Here is a 6,263-nt window from a genome sequence, read left to right on the forward strand (position 1 = left end):
ACTTCGTCACAAAGAGAAGCTATAAGAACACAGTTTTCATATAATCATATAAGCCGAGTCATCCATCATTTTTGTTAGGAGGGGAGTCAGATGGATCAACGGCTGCGAGAATGTGTGGGTGAGGGACCGGCTCCCTTCGACGAGGAACAACACCAGGAGACTGCTATTTATACGGCCGATAGATTATCGGTTTATATCTGCCAACATGGTGTTGACTTCACCAGCGGCGCTATTTCACACAGTAATTATGAATTCTTCCTGCCCCTTGGCAAGACTATACCACTACTGAAAGTAGAAATGCAGAAGCGACCTGCTCAATACCAACATCTATTCCCTTTTAATCCGGAACAGCCCCATGGCTTGGCCCGGGCAGAGCCCGGTCTGTACTTCTTAGATATTATGGTGGACAAAGACTACTTCGATGAGATTTGCACCTTGATTTACGGCAAATCTGAAGTCTGTTTCTACAGCGAGAATAACCTGTGGACTCATCATCTAGACCACTTGGTCGAGTCGTTTGCCAAAGAGAGCCTGGACCATCAGGCCGGCCAAGCTTTTATGCTGGATTGTCTGGGCAATCAGATTTTGGTCGAGCTACTGCGAAGCGTCAGAAACAATATGCCCCTTGTGGTCGGTAACCACCCTTGCCCAGCGAAGCCAAACATCAAGCGGGCCATAGAATTCTTGCGCGAGCATTTCAACCTGGAATTCTGCCTTGAAGATGTAGCCAAAGTGGCTAACCTAAGCTCTTATCATTTTATTAGGATGTTTAGGGCTCAGACAGGCAAGACTCCGTATCAGTTTGTAAGAGACATCAAGATCGAAAAGGCCTGCTCCCTGCTCCGGTTCACCGATCTACCTATCACCGAAGTCTGCTTTCTCTCTGGGTTTAACGATCCTAGCCACTTTGCCAGCGCTTTCCGGAAAAAGATGGGGGCGTCGCCCACCTGTTATCGTCGTTCTTTTCGGGCATAGAAAAGAATCAAATAACCGGCCGGTGGACAACAAGAAGTAAGGGGCATCGCTGACACGATGCCCCTTACTTCTGTTATAAGTTCTTCACCTGGTATTAGCCGCTTATATTCTATCAGCATATTTGATGAACAGTTCCGGCCGGCTGTTTATACCCAGTTTGCCATAAATGTTTTTGTTATGGGCCTTGACAGTATTGAGCTTGATTTCCAGCATAGCTGCAATCTGAGGGGAAGAATAGCCTGCCAGCAACAGTTGGGCAATTTCCTGCTCGCGCCTAGTCAAGAGATTAACCGGGGTCTTTACGGCTGTACTTCTTACTTCGGGCAGCCCTGGTTGCACCCGGTCGCTAACTAGAGTCGGCTTTTTGTCCTGGGCGGTGTCAACTGTAAGCTCACTTTGCACCCGGTTAATAATTGGCAAGAAAACAAGGAAGCCGGAAATCAGCAGCAACGAGGCAGCAGCCACTGAAACGTAAAATGGGGTTGCCGTTTGCTTAACCAGAAACGAACCGGCCACAGTAACCGCCCCGCTGCCAACAGCGAATGCAACCAAGAACGCTCTCAGCACCCAGGTTTGTTTGTACTTGTTACAGATAGAAGCAGCCATCAGCCATTCAAAAATGGTGCCCATTTCAGCATAGCCGAGAAAGACTGCTCCCAACTCAAAGGCATCGAGGCCGACGCTTTTGGCTCCCACAGTAAGCACAAAGCCGGATAGAATGGCAAACAAATAAATATATATTACGTCCATAATCTTAAGTCTCCATTTAATCAGTAACAAATAGGCGGTGATAGCTGCTAGAAACTGTCCGGCATAAAAGAAAGGGTAACTGCTGGACTCAACCACTGATTGGTATTGAAGCACGGTGACGGCAATACCGTTAAACAACTGCACGCTGCCCACCACCAGCAAGGCCCCTAAGAGCCCTAAGCTGGGAAAACATCTGCCGCCGGTTTTCGGGGTCAAATCCACCGCCCGGTGGCCCAGGCCAATAGTAATAAACCCGATTGCTGCCAGCAGGGCCATGGATAAAGCGTAATAAATCGGTCCTCTTATGACTGGCAAGCCCAGGGCTGTATACAGGGACAATAACGCACCGGCCGCAATCATGGCAATTACTGTAATCACTTTTTCTTCCGGTGCCAAGATGTAGACGAAACTGTAAATGATGCCTAAGGAAAACAAAGCCGAGAATACTGCCAGGGCACCCGTGGCTACCATTGTTATTGTGGGCAAGGCACTGCTGGCAGAGAGTATCGTCCCCACGGCAGTTCCAATTACGCCGATCCGGCTGGCAACGGCAAAATCATCCGCTCGACAAAAGTAAGAGAAAATGATCAGACACAACGAATACAACCAAGTAAACACATTCTGCAGTCTAAGTTCAAGCCCCTCACCGACAGACAGCAGCCCCATCTCCGGCCCGTACCAGACAAACAACGCTAACCACACCACACCAAGAACAATAAAAAGCTGATACCTAGCGGAGCCCTTCTTCCATTTGAATAATCTCGTTCTCATCATGGTTTCTCTCCACCTAAAAAATTGTACTTAAACAGAGCCACCCAAAATTATTGCTGTTTCTTCTTTGTCTATCATTCCCTGCCTTTTACGAAATCCTCGATCAGTTAGATTTGGGTCATAACACAAACACACAAAACTGCTTTGGTTTTTCCTTGTTTCTGTCTTTATCATGACCGAAATAGCTCCGGCTGTAATCACCCTAGGGGTGATAGTCAAGCTCAAAAAGGGGTGATTTAAGGGGTGATTTTACCAAAAACGCTTGTTTGGTCCTAAGAAGGGGTAATTTAAAAAAATAGCAAGGTGCCAGGCGTCCGGTAGTTTTCACCAGGCGTCTGGCACCTTTGTGGCAGTTAGTATAATTAGTTTACACCTGACCCCGATGGCAGGCGGCCCAGTGGCTGTCGGCAACCGGGGCTAGGCTCGGTGGCTGCAGTTGACAGATTTTGCCCACCTGGGCAAAGCAACGGGGATGAAAACTGCACCCAGGCGGTGGATTCAACGGTGAGGGCACCGAACCGCCTAGGAGAATCCGCTTCTGATCGGGATCGCGCTTGATCTGAGGCATGCTGCTCAGGAGGGCTTTGGTATAAGGGTGGGCCGGATGGTTAAATACATCTTCGGTGTTTCCCAGCTCCACGATCTTGCCCAGGTACATCACCGCTACTCGGTCACACAGGTAGCGGACCACGGACAGATCATGGCTGATAAACAAATAGGTTAGCTGGTGCCGTATTTGAAGGTGTTGAAGTAAGTTTAAAATCTGAGCCTGCACCGATACGTCCAAGGCCGATACCGGCTCGTCGCAAACGATAAACGACGGTTGCATGGCCAAGGCCCGGGCAATGGAGACTCGCTGCCGCTGACCGCCGCTGAATTGGTGGGGATAACGGTCCAGTTGGTGCTCATTCAGTCCCACTTGCTCCAACAGCCGCTTAACGGCTTCTTCTAACTCCTTCGGGTTGTGCTTGGCCCGGGCTTGAAGCGGTTGGGAGAGGATTTCACGCACTGTTTTGCGGGGATTAAGCGAGGCATAGGGATTTTGAAACACCATTTGCACCTGCCGATAAAAAGCCAAGGCATTCTTTCGTTTGAGTTCCCCTACATCCTGGCCGTCAAAGGTCACGCTCCCGGCGGTAGGTTCGTACAGCCCCACTAAGGTACGGCCCAGGGTGGTTTTGCCACAGCCGCTTTCTCCCACTAAGCCTAAGGTCTCTTGCCAATGAATATCAAAATCAACCCCGTCCACGGCCCGAACCAGTTGATCCTGGGCCCCGGCCACTAACTTAGCCATTAGCGACCGGCGAACTGGGAAGTGCATCTTCAGTCCTTTTACAGCTACTAAGATCTGGGTCACCGGCGCTCCTCCTTCCTAGGTCAACCGCCAGCAGCGGGCGGCATGGCCTGGATCTACTTCCACCCACGGTGGCGGTTGTTCCTGGCAGATGGTTGCAGCCACGTCACAGCGCGGGCTAAAGGAGCAGCCCGGTGACAGCTGGGCCAAATCAGGTACACTGCCGGGAATGGGAATAAGCGGTGATCCTTTCGGGACCAAGTAAGGCAAGGAGCGCAGCAATCCTCTGGTATAAGGATGCAAGGGCTCGGCGATAACGGTCTCTGCCGGTCCCAGTTCCATCAGCGCACCGGCATACATTACCGCCAGGCGCCGGCAGAATTCGGCTGCCACCGCCAGGTTATGGGTTACCAGGATAATGCCGGTTCCTTCCCGCCGGTTGATTTGGCCGAGTAGATCGAGAATCTGAGCCTGCACCGTTACGTCCAGAGCCGTGGTCGGCTCGTCAGCCAGGAGTAGTTGAGGCCGGCAGGACAAAGCAATGGCGATAATGGCCCGTTGCTGCATACCGCCGCTGAACTGGTGCGGATATTCTTCTAACCGCTGTTCCGGCGCCGGAATCCCCACCGCCTGCATGAGCTTTACTACTTCTTCCCGGACGGCGCCGGCCGACGGGCGGGAAAAGAGGCCCCTCTTTTCCGGCTCCAGAATGTTGTGGACCCGAAGGGCCTCAGCTACTTGTTCTCCTACTTTAAACACCGGGTTTAGGGTGGTCAAAGGGTCTTGAAAGATCATGGCGATCCGGCGGCCGCGAATTCGTCGCAGTTCATTGCCGCTAAGCTCAAGCAGATTCTGGCCCTGGAACTGAATCTCGCCGGCCACTGTTTGGCCCGGGTACGGTACCAGTCCCATTAGGGCCAGTAGGGTCATACTCTTACCGCAGCCGCTCTCCCCCACCAGGCCTAGAATCTCGCCGGCCTCCAAGCTGAACGTGACGTCGTTTACAGCCTTGACTGTACCTCGTCGGCTGGGAAAATGAACAGCTAGGTTTTTTACTTGTAGCAAGGGGCCACCTCCTACTCCACCTTGAGCCGCGGGTCGAGAATATCGCGCAGCCCTTCCCCAAACATATTGGTGGCCAAGGCCAGGAACATAATAGCCAGGCCGGGGAACGTAGACACCCACCAAGCACCGAGCATATACTGACGACCGGCGTTCACCATGGAGCCCCAGGCCGGAATACGTGGTTCCACGCCCAAACCCAAGAAGCTCAGGGAAGCTTCAGTTACAATCATGTGGGCCAATCTTAAGGTGGCCAGCACAATCAGGGACGGCTGAATATTGGGCAAGATCTCCCGGAGCAAAATAGCCCAGTCCGGCTGGCCGCTGAGGCGGGCCGCTTCTACGTATTCCTTGGTTTTCTCCGCTAGCACCTGCCCCCGCACCAACCGGTAGAACTCCACCCAGCCTTTGAAACTCAAAGCCAGGATCAAGTTGGTCATACCCGGCCCAATGGCGGCCATGACAAAGATAGCAAACACCAGATAGGGGAAAGCCAACAGCAAATCGCTCAGGCGCGACAGCACACTGTCCAGACGCCCCTGAAAATAGCCGGCTACAAGGCCCAACGTAGTTCCAAGCACCAGGGAGAAAGCCACTGCCGACAAGCCCACGGTGAGAGAGACTCGGCTGCCGTAGATAATTCGGGACAACAGATCGCGCCCCACTTCATCGCAGCCTAGAATATGTTGCCAATTGCCGCTGATCCAGGCCGGCGGCAGCAGTCGAGCCGTCAGTTCCCCGCTGTAAGGGCTCCAGGGGGCCAAGCGGGGAGCGAGCACGGCCATGGCCACATAAAGCAGCATCACCACACCGCCGATTAGAGCGGAGGGATGAGCTACCACTTCCCCTAAGAACCAGTGGAGCTTACCGGTAAACAGACCCAAACGGATGCGCCACAGATATAGTTGGGTCTCCAGCCAATTATAAACACCACCACGTTCCATTACTAAAGAATCAGCACCAGGTCTTAGCTCCATGAGCGCACCCCCTATAAAGAAATTTTTGGATTGATGCAAGTGTACAAGATATCAGCCACTAAGTTCATAACAATAAAGGTAAAGGCAAATACCATCACCGCACCTTGAACCAAGGGAAAATCGCGGCGCAAAATAGCATCCACTACCAATCGCCCCACTCCCGGCCAGCCAAAGACAGTTTCCACAATCATGTTACCGGCCAGAAAGCCGCCGGCCTGAATGGCCACCACAGTGACAGTGGGAATCAGGGCGTTTCTTAAGGCGTGACGGCCGATGACAATAACCTCCGGCAGACCCTTGGCCCGGGCCAAGGTCACGTAATCCTGGCGCAGCACCTCCAGCATACTGGAGCGCACCATGCGAGCCACAGTGGCTGACATGGTGGCTCCCATGGTGAGAGCCGGTAAGAACAGGTGGCGCAAGGCCGACATAAA

Annotated in this window: 6 protein-coding genes; 1 reads left to right on the top strand and 5 read right to left on the bottom strand. The window is 52.6% G+C overall.

Translation table 11 applies throughout. The features are described 5' to 3' along the window. The first annotated feature begins 90 nt into the window (after positions 1–90). The gene (locus GX016_00295; protein ID HHT70001.1) at positions 91–975 is read left to right on the top strand and encodes a helix-turn-helix transcriptional regulator; all 885 of its coding nucleotides are present in this window, start codon (positions 91–93) and stop codon (positions 973–975) included. Positions 976–1,077: 102 nt separating this feature from the next. Here GX016_00295 and GX016_00300 read toward each other — a convergent pair whose 3' ends face one another. The 5 genes from GX016_00300 to GX016_00320 all read right to left on the bottom strand — a co-directional run. Then, a complete protein-coding gene (locus tag GX016_00300) occupies positions 1,078–1,725 on the bottom strand; it encodes a hypothetical protein (protein HHT70002.1) in 648 nt (215 codons plus the stop codon). A gap of 1,138 nt (positions 1,726–2,863) precedes the next feature. After that, positions 2,864–3,817, bottom strand: a complete 954-nt coding sequence (locus GX016_00305) for an ABC transporter ATP-binding protein (protein HHT70003.1) — start codon at positions 3,815–3,817, stop codon at positions 2,864–2,866. Positions 3,818–3,868: 51 nt separating this feature from the next. Continuing rightward, complete coding sequence (locus GX016_00310; protein HHT70004.1) at positions 3,869–4,855, bottom strand: ABC transporter ATP-binding protein; 987 nt, start codon at positions 4,853–4,855, stop codon at positions 3,869–3,871. 11 nt (positions 4,856–4,866) lie between these two features. Next, positions 4,867–5,796, bottom strand: a complete 930-nt coding sequence (locus GX016_00315; protein ID HHT70005.1) for an ABC transporter permease — start codon at positions 5,794–5,796, stop codon at positions 4,867–4,869. Between the two features lie 44 nt (positions 5,797–5,840). After that, a partial coding sequence (locus GX016_00320) for an ABC transporter permease (protein HHT70006.1) occupies positions 5,841–6,263 on the bottom strand: 423 nt, incomplete at its 5' end.

Source organism: Bacillota bacterium, from assembly GCA_012837285.1.
Taxonomy (GTDB): domain Bacteria; phylum Bacillota; class DTU030; order DUMP01; family DUMP01; genus DUNI01.